12 protein-coding genes are annotated in these 13,382 nt (G+C 41.1%); 1 reads left to right on the forward strand and 11 read right to left on the reverse strand.

The window, feature by feature from the left end; genetic code table 11:
- Positions 1-115 precede the first annotated feature (115 nt).
- Positions 116-1,186: a tyrosine recombinase XerS gene (gene xerS, locus D8804_RS09690; RefSeq protein ID WP_125399628.1), complete on the forward strand. Its 1,071-nt coding sequence runs from the start codon at positions 116-118 to the stop codon at positions 1,184-1,186.
- A 79-nt stretch (positions 1,187-1,265) separates the two neighbouring features.
- On the opposite strand, the gene D8804_RS09695 is transcribed toward xerS, so the two are convergent.
- The 11 genes from D8804_RS09695 to pynA all read right to left on the reverse strand — a co-directional run bounded on the left by D8804_RS09695 (position 1,266) and on the right by pynA (position 13,237).
- Complete coding sequence (locus D8804_RS09695) at positions 1,266-1,907, reverse strand: hypothetical protein (RefSeq protein ID WP_084925877.1); 642 nt, start codon at positions 1,905-1,907, stop codon at positions 1,266-1,268.
- Positions 1,908-2,010: 103 nt separating this feature from the next.
- Positions 2,011-3,000, reverse strand: a complete 990-nt coding sequence (locus D8804_RS09700) for a lipoate--protein ligase (protein ID WP_125399629.1) — start codon at positions 2,998-3,000, stop codon at positions 2,011-2,013.
- Positions 3,001-3,195: 195 nt separating this feature from the next.
- Positions 3,196-4,899 carry a dihydrolipoyl dehydrogenase gene (lpdA, locus tag D8804_RS09705; RefSeq protein ID WP_061407184.1) on the reverse strand — a complete coding sequence of 568 codons (1,704 nt, stop codon included), beginning with the start codon at positions 4,897-4,899 and terminating at the stop codon, positions 3,196-3,198.
- Positions 4,900-4,942: 43 nt separating this feature from the next.
- Positions 4,943-5,986 (reverse strand): dihydrolipoamide acetyltransferase, encoded by a 1,044-nt coding sequence (locus D8804_RS09710; RefSeq protein ID WP_125399630.1) that lies wholly within the window; start codon positions 5,984-5,986, stop codon positions 4,943-4,945.
- Between the two features lie 558 nt (positions 5,987-6,544).
- A complete protein-coding gene (locus tag D8804_RS09715; RefSeq protein WP_000448714.1) occupies positions 6,545-7,537 on the reverse strand; it encodes an alpha-ketoacid dehydrogenase subunit beta in 993 nt (330 codons plus the stop codon).
- Between the two features lie 15 nt (positions 7,538-7,552).
- On the reverse strand, positions 7,553-8,521 hold the full coding sequence (locus D8804_RS09720) for a thiamine pyrophosphate-dependent dehydrogenase E1 component subunit alpha (RefSeq protein WP_125399631.1): 969 nt from the start codon (positions 8,519-8,521) through the stop codon (positions 7,553-7,555).
- A gap of 154 nt (positions 8,522-8,675) precedes the next feature.
- Entirely contained in the window at positions 8,676-10,031 is a 1,356-nt protein-coding gene (locus D8804_RS09725; RefSeq protein WP_125399632.1) for an MATE family efflux transporter, read from the reverse strand.
- Positions 10,032-10,072: 41 nt separating this feature from the next.
- The gene (locus D8804_RS09730) at positions 10,073-11,341 is read right to left on the reverse strand and encodes a dihydroorotase (protein WP_125399633.1); all 1,269 of its coding nucleotides are present in this window, start codon (positions 11,339-11,341) and stop codon (positions 10,073-10,075) included.
- Positions 11,342-11,353: 12 nt separating this feature from the next.
- Positions 11,354-11,818, reverse strand: a complete 465-nt coding sequence (locus tag D8804_RS09735; protein ID WP_001135756.1) for an NUDIX hydrolase — start codon at positions 11,816-11,818, stop codon at positions 11,354-11,356.
- Between the two features lie 9 nt (positions 11,819-11,827).
- Positions 11,828-12,481: a uracil-DNA glycosylase gene (locus D8804_RS09740; protein WP_125399634.1), complete on the reverse strand. Its 654-nt coding sequence runs from the start codon at positions 12,479-12,481 to the stop codon at positions 11,828-11,830.
- A gap of 63 nt (positions 12,482-12,544) precedes the next feature.
- Positions 12,545-13,237 (reverse strand): pyrimidine 5'-nucleotidase PynA, encoded by a 693-nt coding sequence (gene pynA / locus D8804_RS09745; protein WP_125399635.1) that lies wholly within the window; start codon positions 13,235-13,237, stop codon positions 12,545-12,547.
- Positions 13,238-13,382: the final 145 nt, after the last annotated feature.

Genomic DNA, 13,382 nt, shown 5'->3' on the forward strand with positions numbered 1-13,382 from the left:
AAGTTAGACTTCCGTTTTAAGTTTCTTACTACATCTTTCCGAAAAACTATAATTTTCTTGAAAAATATGTAAGTCTATGCTATACTACTAGTAGATATATTTATGGAGAAAATACATGAAACGTGAGATTTTACTAGAACGAATCGACAAACTAAAACAAATCATGCCCTGGTATGTTCTGGAATACTACCAATCTAAGCTTGCTGTTCCCTATAGTTTTACAACCTTGTACGAATATCTCAAGGAATACGATCGATTTTTCAGCTGGGTTTTGGAGTCTGGTATTTCAAACGTTGATACAATGGCCGATATCCCGTTATCTGTCTTAGAACATATGACAAAAAAAGACATGGAATCCTTTATCCTATATCTACGAGAACGACCTTTGCTAAATGCTAATACAACCAAACAAGGTGTTTCACAGACAACTATCAATCGGACCTTATCAGCTCTTTCCAGTCTTTACAAGTATCTAACTGAGGAAGTTGAAAACGACCAAGGGGAGCCTTATTTCTATCGTAATGTAATGAAGAAAGTTTCAACCAAGAAAAAGAAAGAAACACTTGCTGCCAGAGCTGAAAACATCAAACAAAAACTCTTTCTAGGTGATGAAACAGAAGGTTTTCTGACTTATATTGACCAGGAGTACCCTAAAATGCTCTCAAATCGTGCCCTATCTTCCTTTAATAAGAACAAGGAGCGAGATTTGGCCATTATCGCCCTTCTCTTGGCGTCTGGTGTTCGCTTATCTGAAGCTGTTAATCTGGATCTAAGAGACCTCAATCTCAAAATGATGGTGATCGATGTCACTCGCAAAGGGGGGAAACGTGATTCTGTCAATGTCGCTGCCTTTGCAAAACCTTATCTAGAGAATTATCTAGCCATTCGAAATCAACGATATAAGACTGAAAAGACAGATACAGCACTCTTTCTGACCTTATATCGTGGTGTTCCCAACCGTATCGATGCTTCCAGCGTTGAAAAAATGGTTGCTAAGTACTCTGAGGACTTCAAAGTGCGTGTAACCCCCCACAAACTACGCCATACCTTAGCAACTAGGCTCTATGATGCGACTAAATCGCAAGTTTTGGTCAGCCATCAGCTAGGACATGCCAGTACACAAGTCACTGACCTCTATACCCATATCGTCAACGATGAACAAAAAAATGCTTTGGATAGTTTATAAGTGTTACATATTATAAATTATGTAAAGCAACTATCGCTAAAAAACGAAAGATCAATTCCTTTTATCTTTCGTTTTTTATTTATTTAAACTCAATCCAGTAGTTACGATGGGGCTCTATAATTACTGGTTTACCCCAAAAGGCTTGTAGATAGGCTAGATTTGCTGGGCTTACAGGTTTTTTTGAATCATTGTACTGCTCAGCACTCTCTTTAGTTAGAAAACATTTTACTGCTTCATAAGAAGTTCCATCAGCTGATTCTCTTTCGATTCCCATATAAGAAATTTCGTCACCTTTTTTAAGACTGTCAGTCAACAGTTTACCAATAAAATACACTGTCTTATCCTTCATCAGTTCATAAGCTTTACCATTTTCCAGTCGGTTATTTGCTGCAGCGTACATAATACAAAAACTATCAACAATGTCTTTCAAAGGCATTAAGTCCTCTTTCTTTACTTTGATTTCATCGGGAAGAAGACCGCCAATTATAAGATTTTTGAAATGGGCTTGCTGGATTATATTATCTAAGGCCATTCCTAAAGGTATTTGAACAGCTTGGTATCCTAAAGGCTGCAGCTCTTTATTTTTCTTATCATAATGTTCTTGTGTGATACTTATATTTAAACTTTCTGTTTGAGAAATTTCTTCATTTCTATAAAAAGCAACAACATTGCGGTCTAACTGTTCAAATAGATTAAGACTTTCTACTGGAATTTCTAACATTAATGAATAACTCCTTTTCATTTTTCCTCTCTATTATACTCTAATCAGCTTGATTATCAAGTCTAAACGTAATAAAAGAATCCATCTTAAATGGATTCTTTTATTATCCTACTACTGCTTCAGCAATTTCTTCACGGCTGATACCAGCAAAATAGCGTGTAATATCAATGGTTTCTAGAGCTTTAAGGGCATCTTCGCGTTCGTATTTCACTCCACGAAGGACATCTTCTACAGCTGCAACGTCTTCAATACCAAAGAAGTCACCATAGATTTTGATATCTTGAATTTTTGATTCAATGACGTTGGCAAAAACTTCAACCTTACCACTAGTGAATTTTGTTCCACGACGGACGTTAAATTCAGGTGATTTACCGTAGTTCCAGTCCCAAGTTCCAAACTTGGTATCTTTGATGCGATTGATTTCGGCCAATTCTTCTTCTGAAAAGACGTATTCAGTCATCTCTGGGTACTCTTTTTTCATGTATTCCAATAGCAAATCACGGAATTCTTCAACTGTGATTTTTTCTGGTAATTCATTGATAATATTGGTTACACGAGCACGGACGGATTTCACACCTTTTGACTCAAATTTGTCCTTTGAAACCTTGAGAGCATTTGCTAGGACTGATAAATCAACGTCAAAGAGCAAGCAACCGTGGTGCATGATACGACCATTGATATAGGCTTGGGCATTTCCACAGAATTTCTTACCGTCAATCTCAAGGTCGTTACGGCCTGTGAACTCAGCTTTAACACCAAGTTGAGCCAAGGTATTGATAACTGGAGTTGAGAAGCTCTTGAAGTCAAAGGCCTTGTTTTCATCTTCTTTTGAAATAATGGTGTAGTTGAGGTTGTTTAAATCGTGATAAACAGCTCCACCACCACTGATACGGCGGACTACCTCAATACCATTTTCGCGAACATAATCACGGTTGATTTCTTCGATAGTATTCTGATGACGCCCGACAATGATAGATGGTTTATTAATCCAAAGAAGGAAGATTTGATCCTCATCCAAAAGGTGTTTAAAAGCATATTCTTCCAAGGCAATATTAAAGGCAGTGTCGTTTGAATGATTGATAATATATTTCATGGTGTTTCCAAAAATTTAGTTTTTAAATTCTGTTCATAGCAATCCAATTTTCTAAAGTGGTAAAAAGAAATGTAACGTGTTATCGTTACATTTCTCGGAAAAATTGAGACAAGAGGCTCAATTTTTAGGCATGGAACTCTAATAGAGGTCGCTGCCGTCCGTACTACTTTAAGAAAATTTAGTTGAAAATCTTATTTATTTTTTCTTAGGTGAATGGATGGCCATTCCTAGTACATCTGCAAATGCTTCGTACATAACTTCAGAGTATGTTGGGTGTCCGTGGATGGTCTTAAGCATTTCTTCAACAGTAATTTCCATTTCGATAATGCTCGATGCTTCATTGATCAATTCTGCAGCTGCAGGACCGATGATATGGACACCAAGGATTTCTCCGTATTTCTTATCTGCAATGACTTTAACGAAACCTTGAGCAGCATCCGATGCAATGGCACGGCCGTTAGCCGCAAAGTTGAATTTACCGATGGCAACATCGTATTTCTCACGAGCTTGCTCTTCTGTTAAACCGACTGCTGCTACTTCAGGAAGAGTGTAAATGGCCGCAGGAGTCAAGTTAAGTTTCGCTACAACGTGGTTTCCTTTAAGCGCATTTTCAGCTGCTACTTCACCCATACGGAAGGCTGCGTGAGCTAACATCTTGGTACCATTGATGTCACCTGGTGCGTAGATACCAGGAACAGAAGTTTCCATATATTCATTAACCTTGATACGACCACGGTCTAACTCGAACTCAACATCGCCAATACCTTCAAGATCTGGAACACGACCGATTGAAAGAAGAGCTTTGCTTGCAATAATATCGTCTTTACCTTCAACTTTAATACGAAGTTGACCATTTTCCTCGATGATTTCTTGCAGTTTTGTACCTGTTAAGATGGTCATTCCTTTGCGCTCAAGGATCAAGCGAAGGTTCTTAGAAACTTCGGCATCCATAGCTGGAACGATACGGTCCATCATTTCGATAACAGTTACCTTTGAACCAAATGTCATGAAAGCCTGACCGAGTTCGATACCGACAACGCCACCACCGATGATTACGAGGCTTTCTGGAACTTCGTTCATTTCAAGAATGTCATCACTTGTCATCACGAGTGATGATTCCATACCAGGAACGTTGATCTTGCTGACTTTTGAACCACCAGCAAGGATGATTTTCTTGGTTTCAAGCAATTCTGAACCATTAACCAAGACATTCTTGTCTTTAGTGATGGTACCAATTCCCTTATGAACAGTAACTCCGTAGCTACGAAGAAGACCTGCAACTCCACCTACCAAAGTATTGACAACCTTAGACTTGGTTTCAAGGAGTTTGTCCATATCTACAGTGAAGTTTGGATTTTCGATGACGATACCACGGTTTGCTGCATGACCGATGTTTTCGATGATTTCAGCGTTATGAAGGTAGGTCTTAGTTGGGATACAGCCACGGTTCAAGCACGTTCCACCGAGTTCAGATTTCTCAACAAGAGCAACCTTACCACCGAGTTGGGCAGCTTTAATCGCTGCCACGTAACCAGCAGGACCTCCACCAATCACAACGATATCAAAGGCATCATCACTCTTACCATCGTCGTTTGAGGCACTAGCTGCAGGTGCAGGTTTTGATTCTGGCGCTGCCGCTCCAGCGGTTGGGATGTTTTCACCTTCTTCGCCAAGATAACCGATAACTTCAGTTACTGGAACAGTTTCTCCATCTCCTTTGAGGATGGCAATCAAGTATCCATCTTCTTCGGCTTCTAATTCCATGCTGACTTTGTCAGTCATGATTTCCAAAAGGATTTCTCCTTCTTTTACAAATTCCCCGACTTTCTTATTCCATTGGACGATTTGTCCTTCTGTCATATCCACGCCGGCTTTTGGCATAATTACTTCTAAGGCCATGTCTTACTTCCTTTATCTAAAACTCTAAAATAACAATAGCTACTTAAACCAACATTGAGATTGGATTCTCAATCAAGGCTTTCAAATCTTTCATAAACTTAGCACCAGCCATACCATCTACAACACGGTGGTCAATAGTTAATCCTAGGCTCATGATAGGGCGAATGACAATCTCACCATTGACAACTACAGGTTTCTCAACTGTTGAGCTAACCCCGAGGATAGCTGAGTTTGGTTGGTTGATGATCGGACCAAAAGATTGAACGCCAAACATTCCCAAGTTACTAATTGTGAAGGTTGAGTTTTGCAACTCACTTGGAGCTAATTTACCATCCAAGGTACGACCAATGACATCCTTGAAGGCTACAACCAGCTCTGAAAGGCTCATCTTTTCAGCATTATAAACAACAGGTGTCATCAATCCATCATCCATTCCAACTGCCATAGCAAGGTTGACATAGTTGTGAGTGACAATAGTCTTGCCGTCTTCTGTCAATGAAGCGTTGATGTAAGGGTGTTTCATGAGTGTCTTAACAACAGCGAGAGAAAGAAGGTCTGTAACCGTAATTTTCTTACCAGTTGCTTCCATGATTGGTTCAAGAACCTTCTTACGAAGAGCTAGCATTTCAGACATATCGACATCGTAGTTGAGCGTGAAGGTTGGCGCAGTTAGGTAGGATTCAACCATACGTTGGGCGATTACCTTACGCATTGGTGTCATTGGAATACGCTCAATTTCACCATAAGGAGTGATATTGTCTGGAACTTCTTCCGCTTTTTCAATTTGAGCAGGAGACTTGATGGTATCGTTTTCGATATTTTCTGGAAGCAAGGCCAAAACGTCCTTCTTCATGATCTTACCACGATGACCTGTTCCTTGGATTTCCTGCCAAGCAATGTTATGTTCGAGGGCAATTCGTTTTGCAAGTGGCGAAATGCGAACCACGTTTGTGTCTTTATAAGTTTCCACGTCTTCTTTGTGGACACGACCGTTTGCACCTGAGCCAGAAACGTCGTAGAGGTTGATTCCTAGATCATCCGCTAACTTTCTAGCCGCAGGAGTCGCTCTTAGCTTGTCATCAGCCATGACCTCTCCAATTCTAATTATGATACTAAGGGCGTAAAAAAGCGACTGAAAAATAGGAAATCTACGCAGGCTTCGATGAAGTCAAGGAGATTTATCCTTTTTCCGAGCTTTTAGCCCGTGTTCGAATATAAGATATTAAGGACGAAGAGGGCAATGAAAAAATAGGAGATTGACGATGTGTTCGATGAACACAAAGAAATCTATCTTTTTTTCGCAGACCTCCGTCCGAATTCAATTACATGATACAAAGGGCGTCAAAAGTCAAAGTGAAAATAGGAAACTTGACGAAGAAACTTTAGTTTCTAAGAAAGTTTATCTTTTTCACACAGACTTTAGCCCGTGTTCAACTCTACAAGTAACTTGTACACGAAACGTGTCTCAAGTTACTACGGTTGCCGCTGTTAAGCGACCAACCTAGTAGACTTACTAATTCATTCGTCGAATATTATCGATTCGACTCACTCATGTCGCAACTTTATATACAACTTGGATACAAAACATAACTCAAGTTACTAAAGTTAAAATCTCTAAAATTTACGTAATTTAATTTATGTAATATTACTCTTTGTTGTAAGTTTTTCGGATGGCATCTTTGATGCTTTCAACGGTTGGAATCATTGCATTTTCCAAGTTCTGTGCATATGGCATTGGCACATCTTCACCAGCGCAGCGGCGGATTGGTGCATCTAGATAGTCAAATGCTTCTGATTCTGAAATAATTGCTGAAATCTCGCCGATATAGCCACTTGTTTTGTGGGCATCGTTGACCAGAACGACCTTTCCAGTCTTCTTAACTGAGTTAATGATGATATCCTTATCAAGCGGTACAAGGGTACGTGGGTCCACAATTTCAACCGAAATTCCTTCTTCTGCCAATTCTTCAGCTGCTTGAACCACACGGCGAAGCATTTTACCGTAAGTAACAACTGTTACATCCGTTCCTTCACGTTTGATTTCCCCAACTCCAAGTGGGATTGTGTAGTCTGGATCAACTGGCACTTCCCCTTTTTGGTTAAATTCTGACTTGTACTCAAGAATGATAACAGGGTTATTATCACGGATAGAAGACTTGAGCAGTCCTTTCATATCCGCAGGTGTACCCGGAGCTACAACCTTAAGACCAGGAATGTGAGTAAACCAAGACTCTAGAGATTGCGAGTGCTGGGCGGCAGAACCAACTCCATTACCAGCAGCACATCGGACAGTCATTGGAACCTGACCTTTACCACCAAACATATAACGTGTTTTAGCAGCTTGGTTGACGATATTGTCCATGGCGATAACCGAGAAGTCCATGAAGGTCATATCAACTATTGGGCGAAGTCCCGTCATAGCTGCTCCTGCTGCTGCACCTGAGATAGCAGCTTCAGAAATCGGACAGTCACGGACACGTTCTGGACCAAATTCTTCAAGCATTCCAACAGAAGTTCCGAAGTCTCCTCCGAAGACACCGACGTCTTCTCCCATCAAGAATACATTTTCATCGCGACGCATTTCCTCAGACATAGCAAGGATAATGGTGTCACGGAACGACATTGTTTTTGTTTCCATTTTATCTCTTTCTCCTTAGTCTGCGTAAATATCTTCAAAGGCCGATTCTAGCGGTGGGAATGGGCTTTCTTCTGCAAATTTAACAGAGGCTTCTACTGCTTCCTTGACTTGTGCTTGAATTTCTTCCAATTCTTCTGCACTTGCAATATTGTTTTCAATGAGGTATTTGCGAAGATTTTCGATTGGGTCTTTTTGTTTCCACAATTCCACTTCTTCACGGGTACGATATTTACCAGGGTCAGATGATGAGTGACCAAGCCAACGATAGGTTACACTTTCAATCAAGACTGGGCCATTGCCACCACGAACATGGTCTACAGCTTTCTTAAATCCTTCATAAACATCAATGACATTGTTTCCGTCTTCAATAAACATTCCAGGAATTCCATAAGCAGCGCTACGTTGATGAATATGCTCTACATTGGTCATTTTCTTGATATCCGCAGAGATCCCATAACCGTTGTTAATGCAGTAGAAAATGACTGGAAGGTTCCAGATGGAAGCCATGTTAACAGCTTCGTGGAAAACACCTTCGTTGGTAGCACCGTCACCAAAGAAGCAGACAACAATCTTGCCTGTCTTTTTCATTTGCTGGCTGAGGGCTGCACCGACAGCGATTCCCATACCACCACCTACGATACCATTGGCACCAAGGTTACCTGCATCAAGGTCTGCAATGTGCATGGAACCACCTTTTCCTTTACAGGTTCCAGTGTATTTCCCAAGGATTTCAGCCATCATTCCGTTGAGGTCAATTCCTTTGGCGATAGCCTGTCCATGACCACGGTGGTTTGAGGTAATCAGATCATCTGGATTGAGAGCCAGCATAGCTCCGACGTTAGCGGCTTCCTCTCCAACAGAAAAGTGAGTCATACCAGGAACTTTCCCTTTTTTTACTAATTGTGCAATTTTTAAGTCCATTCGACGGATTTCTTCCATCTTACGGAACATCTCTAGCAAGAGATTTCTATCTAAAGTTGACATAATCTCGCCTTTCTAGGTTTAAAGTTTTATATCCTCATTCTATCGCATTATGAAAGCACTGTCAAAATATATGCTTAGATTCTTTCACAAAATACAAAAAGAAAACCCCAGTTTATCAGGATTTTCTATAAATTAAAACATTTTTTCACAAAGTTTATTTGACATTGGAAACTTCAAATCTTTTCATAATTGTTTGCAAGCGCCCTTGATAGAGGATAGCACTAACGACCAAACTCGCTATTAGACCAATCCAGTAAGAATAGGCTCCCAAAGTTGTCACTTGGTCTAGGAATAAGCCTAACGGAATGGAAACAGCCCAGTAAGCAATTACTCCTAGATAGAAGGGAACAACCGTATCCTTATAGCCTCTCAGTATTCCTTGTAAAGGAGCTGCAACGGTGTCAGCTAACTGGAAAAATAGACTATAAGTTAGGAAGGTAGATGTTAATTCAATGAAGTCAGGATTATTTCCATATAAACTGGCTACAATATCTCTCAAGATATAGAGGAAGCTTAAGGTAAAACCTGCAAATATCAACGCTATCCAACGACCAATTTTGATATAGGTCTTGGCATCATCAAAACGCTTAGCCCCAACTTCATAAGAAACAACTATGGCCATGGCAGAAGAAATGCTCACCGGAAAGGCATACATGAGAGTTGAGAAGTTCATGGCTGACTGGTGGCTGGCAATAATCATAGACGAAAACTTAGCCATCATCAAACCAACGACAGAAAAAATAATCACCTCAGCAAAAACAGTACCACCGATTGGTAAGCCCAAGCGAATTCCCTCTATAATTCTCTCTAATTTCAGAGGGGTGCGTCGTTCTAAATGAAGTTCTTTTAGGTTTTTCTGCTTGACCAAGATGATGATGGAAATTCCCAGTAGACACCAATAAGCAAGTGAGGTTCCTAGCCCTGCTCCTGCTCCACCTAACTCTGGAAACCCAAAGGCACCGTAGATCAATAAATAGTTAAACCCACAATTTAAAGGTAGCAATAAGAGCATGAGGTACATAGATAGCTTGGTTAGACCGAGTGAATCAAGTAGCGATCGGATAACACTGAAAAGCAACAAGGGAATAATTCCGATAGACAAGTACCAAAGATAACGAACCGAGACTGCTGCCACTTGGGATTCTAGCCCAATATGGTTTAAGACTGGGGGTGCTAAGAATACTACCATTCCAAGCAAGATCAAAGACAGTCCGAAAGATAAATAGATGAATTGGTAAAAATCAGATGCCACTTCTTCCTTTTTGCCCCGTCCCAGATGATGGCCTATGATGGGTACCATGGCCGAAACAATCCCTGTCAAAAAGGTAAAGAAAGGATTCCATAGACTCGTTGCAGTCGAAACACCAGCCAAGTCCATGGTATTGTACTGCCCCGTCATGGTTGTATCGACAAAAGAGGCAGAATAATTGGCAAACTGATAAATCAGGATAGGGAAAAATATCTTAAGAAATAAGACAAACTTATCTTTAAATTGATGGGTTGGGTACATAAGTGCTCTCTATTCTTATAGTTTATAGAGCAGAGTCCCATCTAGTTTTGGTAGACGATTTGTCCCTTACAGATAGTATATTTGACCTGCCCTTTTAAGGTTTCGCCGATAAATGGTGAATTTGATGATTTTGAAGCAAAGTCTGGACCAACTGTACGATCAGCCTTGTCATCAAAGATAGTGATATCTGCGGGACCATTCTCAGCCAAGTAACCTGCTTCAAAGTTGTACAATTTAGCTGGATTGACAGTCATTTTTTCTAGCAATTCCATTAAGCTTAGCTCACCAGCTTGGACCAAATAAGTCAAGCCGAGAGACAGAGAGGTTTCTAAACCAGTCATACCAGATGGCGCTTTGGTGATATCTTCTACATTTTTCTCATCTGCATGGTGAGGCGCGTGGTCCGTTGCGATAACTGTGATAACACCTGACTTGAGACCTTCGATCACAGCACGACGATCTGACTCCAAACGAAGCGGAGGATTCATTTTGGCATTACTACCTTGCGTCAAGAGGAGGGCCTCTGTCTTAGAGAAATGTTGCGGAGCTACTTCTGCGGTGACATGGGCACCCAAACCTTGAGCGAACTCCACTACCTTGACACTTTCCTCCTTAGACAAATGCTGGATGTGAACATGTGCCTTAGTTGCGTAGGCAATCATGACATCACGCGCAATCATAGCGTATTCTGCCACCCCTGTCGCACCACAGATCTTGAAGTGGTCTTTAGCGATGTTTTCGTTAAATCCAAGAATCCCATTCAAGCCCGGATCTTCCTCGTGTAGACAAACAAAGGTGCCAAGTTTTTTAGCAGTTTCCAAGGCTTCTTTGAGAACCTTGCTGCTTTCAAGTGGAATACCGTCATCTGAGAAACCAACGGCACCTGCTTCTAAAAGCGCCTTAAAGTCAGTCAAGTCTTTACCATTAAAGTTCTTGGTAATAGTTGCAACCGTTCTGACGTTAATCTTTTCCTTGGTAGCAGACTGGAGAACTTCTTGCAAAGTCTCCACATCCGAAATGGTTGGACTAGTATTAGCCATCATGACAACCGTTGTAAAACCACCTGCAGCAGCCGCTAGGGCACCAGTATGGATGTCTTCCTTATGGGTCTGACCAGGTTCACGGAAATGGACATGAATATCGACCAAGCCAGGTGCAACTACAAGACCAGTAGCATCAATCAGTTCTGCTTCTTCTTTCTTGATTTCCGGAGCAATTTTGACAATTTTCCCATCTTGGACTAAAACATCACACACTTGATCCAAACCAGACTTAGGATCCATTACACGACCATTTTTGATTAGTAGCATCTGCTTTCTCCTTTATTCATAGAAATCAACTTGGGTATCCAACAATTTATCCCCATCGTAAACGAACTTGGCTGAAAAGAAGGGTTTGTCCTCTAAAAGCCACTCAACAAAGGTGTGGTCACCTTCCCAGGTTGGCTTGCTTAGAACTTCATCATAGGGAACCCATTCTAAGGTCCCCTCATTGCAGTCAATCAAGTCACCCTCAAACTCCGTCACCTTAAAAACATAGGTGTACCAGTCTAAATCTGGCGTGAACTCTGGAAAAGTGATAACACCTTTTAGAACTGGCTTGGCTTTGAGCCCTGTTTCTTCGAGGATTTCACGCGCTGCACATTCCTGTGGAGTCTCCCCTCGCTCTAGCTTCCCACCTACGCCAATCCATTTACCAGCATGGACATCATTGGGCTTTTTATTGCGATGGAGCATGAGTAGTTCTTTTCCGTTATCAATGTAGCAAATCGTCGCTAACTGAGGCATATTCTCTCCTTATCTAAGCCAATCGATCGGCTCTTGTTCGGTCTCTGTTAAGAATGCATTAGCCTTAGAAAAAGGCTTGGAACCCCAAAATCCTCTATAAACCGATAAAGGACTGGGATGGGCTGATTCGATAATCAAGTGGTGAGGATTGGTAACCAAGGACTTCTTCTTGCGTGCATAAGCGCCCCAGAGTACAAAGACCACTGGCCTATCCAGATTATTGACCACCTGAATCACAGCATCTGTAAAGGGCTCCCAAATCTGCCCAGCATGACCATTTGCCTGACCAGCAGGAACAGTCAAACAAGCATTGAGAAGTAAAACCCCTTGCTCAGCCCAAGCTGTCAAATCATGGGATGCTTTAATTCCAATATCATCTGCTAATTCTTTCAATATATTTTGCAAAGACGGCGGAGCTGGGATAGAATCAGGTACAGAAAAACTTAAGCCCTGCGCCTGACCTGGTCCATGATAAGGATCCTGCCCCAGAATCACCACCTTAACCTCTTCAAGCGGTGTAGTCAATAGGGCCTGAAAAACCTTTTCCTTGGGCGGATAAACTGTTCCTTGCGCATAGACCTGCTCCATAAAGTGGTTTATTTGTCCAAAATAACCTTCAGGTAATCGCTCCTTAATCAAAGCATGCCAAGATGAGTGTTGCATAAAGCTTACTCCTTCAGTTTTACTGCCTCTATTATAGCAAAAAGTGGCTATTGAAACCACTTTTTACAGTTTATCTAAAAGTTCTAGTAGAGCTAGGTAAGACTCAACTTCATAAGTCGGCTGGGCTTGCGTCTTATTTTCCAGATGATGGGGATTGTACCAGATAGTATCAATCCCAGCATTATTCCCTCCTTGGATGTCCGCTGTCAGGGAATCTCCAATCATAACCGTTTTTTCTTTATCAAATCCAGCAATCTGCTGACCTATTTTTTCATAGAATAGTGCATCAGGCTTTTGCGTTTGCAACTGTTCTGAAATAAAAACTTGATTGAAATAGGGAGCCAGACCTGATTGAGCCAAACGCCCTGTCTGAATGGCAGTAATCCCATTTGTCGCAGCATACAAGTCATAATCACGCTCGATAAGGCTGTCCAAGAGTTCATGAGCACCTGAAAAAGTTTGTCCCTGTTGGGCTAAGTAAAATTGGTAACGCTGGGCAAGTAACGTACCGTCTTTTTCCTGTCCGAAATAGGCAAATAAACGAGAAAAGCGCGTGTTGACCAGCTCTTGTTTACTAATTTTCTTTTGCTCCAAGTTCTTCCAGAGAGCCTTGTTCATGGGAACGTAATAGTCTTTGAAGGCTTGGATATCCGCAACTCCTTCTTCTTTTAGAAGTTGTGTCAGAGCCACATCCTCAGCGGCATCAAAATCAAGCAAGGTATGGTCAAGGTCGAAGAGTAAAAATTTGTAGGACAATTTAATGGTTTTCCTTTCTGAGTGAGAAAAAGTCGCTAATATTTATTTGGGAAATATTCTTTTCCCAACTGCCATAAATACTGATCAATCTCTTTAAGATTAAATTCGTCTAATCCGTAGTATTCTCTAAAAGCAATAATTATAT

Origin of the sequence: Streptococcus oralis (assembly GCF_003944215.1) — a bacterium.
Lineage (GTDB): Bacteria > Bacillota > Bacilli > Lactobacillales > Streptococcaceae > Streptococcus > Streptococcus oralis_BI.

Bases quoted from the DNA above. Each gene is read 5' to 3' on its own strand.
- xerS (WP_125399628.1), top strand. From the start codon at position 116: ATGAAACGTGAGATTTTACTAGAACGAATCGACAAACTAAAACAAATC.
- D8804_RS09695 (WP_084925877.1), bottom strand. From the start codon at position 1,907: ATGTTAGAAATTCCAGTAGAAAGTCTTAATCTATTTGAACAGTTAGAC.
- D8804_RS09700 (WP_125399629.1), bottom strand. From the start codon at position 3,000: ATGAAATATATTATCAATCATTCAAACGACACTGCCTTTAATATTGCC.
- lpdA (WP_061407184.1), bottom strand. From the start codon at position 4,899: ATGGCCTTAGAAGTAATTATGCCAAAAGCCGGCGTGGATATGACAGAA.
- D8804_RS09710 (WP_125399630.1), bottom strand. From the start codon at position 5,986: ATGGCTGATGACAAGCTAAGAGCGACTCCTGCGGCTAGAAAGTTAGCG.
- D8804_RS09715 (WP_000448714.1), bottom strand. From the start codon at position 7,537: ATGGAAACAAAAACAATGTCGTTCCGTGACACCATTATCCTTGCTATG.
- D8804_RS09720 (WP_125399631.1), bottom strand. From the start codon at position 8,521: ATGTCAACTTTAGATAGAAATCTCTTGCTAGAGATGTTCCGTAAGATG.
- D8804_RS09725 (WP_125399632.1), bottom strand. From the start codon at position 10,031: ATGTACCCAACCCATCAATTTAAAGATAAGTTTGTCTTATTTCTTAAG.
- D8804_RS09730 (WP_125399633.1), bottom strand. From the start codon at position 11,341: ATGCTACTAATCAAAAATGGTCGTGTAATGGATCCTAAGTCTGGTTTG.
- D8804_RS09735 (WP_001135756.1), bottom strand. From the start codon at position 11,818: ATGCCTCAGTTAGCGACGATTTGCTACATTGATAACGGAAAAGAACTA.
- D8804_RS09740 (WP_125399634.1), bottom strand. From the start codon at position 12,481: ATGCAACACTCATCTTGGCATGCTTTGATTAAGGAGCGATTACCTGAA.